The sequence below is a fragment of the Streptomyces inhibens genome (assembly GCF_003389455.1).
GTDB classification, from domain to species: Bacteria; Actinomycetota; Actinomycetes; order Streptomycetales; family Streptomycetaceae; genus Streptomyces; species Streptomyces inhibens.
Genome location: NZ_QUAC01000280.1, coordinates 1 through 1,213 on the forward strand (window position 1 = coordinate 1; position 1,213 = coordinate 1,213).

General features: G+C 74.1%; 1 protein-coding gene. It reads left to right on the forward strand.

Annotated elements, in window-relative coordinates; genetic code table 11:
- Nucleotides 1-267: 267 nt before the first annotated feature.
- Nucleotides 268-1,173: a zinc-binding dehydrogenase gene (locus tag DY245_RS32870; RefSeq protein ID WP_128510824.1), complete on the forward strand. Its 906-nt coding sequence runs from the start codon at nucleotides 268-270 to the stop codon at nucleotides 1,171-1,173.
- Nucleotides 1,174-1,213: the final 40 nt, after the last annotated feature.

The following is a 1,213-nucleotide window of genomic DNA, read 5'->3' on the forward strand; positions in this document are numbered from 1 at the left end:
CGGCTGGCGGCTGGCGGCTGGCGGCTGGCGGCTGGCGCGCCCGACCGCGGCCGCGGCCAGTGCGACCGGCGCACCCGACCGGACCGGCACCACCCCGCCGCCAACGCCAACCCCCAACCCGCCAATCTCCCGGCCACCACGGAATAACCGGAGTGAGCCACCGGTTACGCCGACATCACTGCACCCCGGTGCTCCACGGGTTCCACGGGATCCGCGGGCTCCCGGTGCACCACGCTGCGTCACGCAGCTCCATGAGGAGGATTTCGGATGCGCGCCCTCGTTGTCGATCACTCCGCCCCCGGCCGGCTCGCCCTTGGCACTGTCGCCGATCCCGTCCCCGGACCCGACGAGGTCCTGGTCAAGATCAGCGCCATATCGCTGAACTACGGTGAGCTGCCCAAGTCCGACGATGATGCCGAGGGGACCGTCCCGGGCTGGGACGCCGCGGGCGTCGTCGAACAGGCCGCCGCCGGCGGCCGCGGCCCCAAGCCCGGGGACCGCGTCATCACCTGGGGCTGGAACGCCGGATGGGCGGAACTGCGCGCCGTCCCCGTCGATGAACTCGCCGTGCTACCCGACACGGTGGACTTCACCACGGCCGCCGCGCTTCCCGTCGCGGGCCTGACGGCGCTGCGCGCGCTGCGTACGGCCGGGGTGGTGCCCGGACAGCGTGTCGCGATCACCGGCGCATCCGGCGGCGTGGGGCGCTTCGCGGTCCAGCTCGCCCACCAGGCGGGCGCCGAGGTGTACGCGTTCGTCGGCAGCCCGGCGCGCGGTGCGGGCCTGGCCGCACTCGGCGCGGACCACGTCCTGACCGGTCCGGCGGATCTCGACGCGCCGGTGGACATCGTCCTGGACAACGTCGGCGGCGCACTGCTCGGCGAGTTGCTGGGCCGGATCGCTCCGGACGGCAAGGTCATCTCCATCGGCGCGACTTCGGGCGAGCCGACCCCGATCCAGCCGTACCAGCTGATCGCCAGCCGGCTGACGCTGATCGGTATTCAGGCCGGCGGCGACACGGGCGCCGATCTGGCCCACCTCGTCCGCCTGGCGGCGGAGGGCCGGCTGCAGGCGAGCGTGGACCGGGTGGCCGACTGGGAACAGGCCGGCGAGACCGCCACCGCCCTCCTCAACCGCGAGATACGCGGCAAGGCGGTCCTGACGATCGGGTGAGCAGGGAGGGACGGGGGAGGAGGGGGAGGGGCCGGGGGGC

Coding starts and splice junctions, on each gene's coding strand:
- DY245_RS32870 (WP_128510824.1), top strand. CDS start 268: ATGCGCGCCCTCGTTGTCGATCACTCCGCCCCCGGCCGGCTCGCCCTT.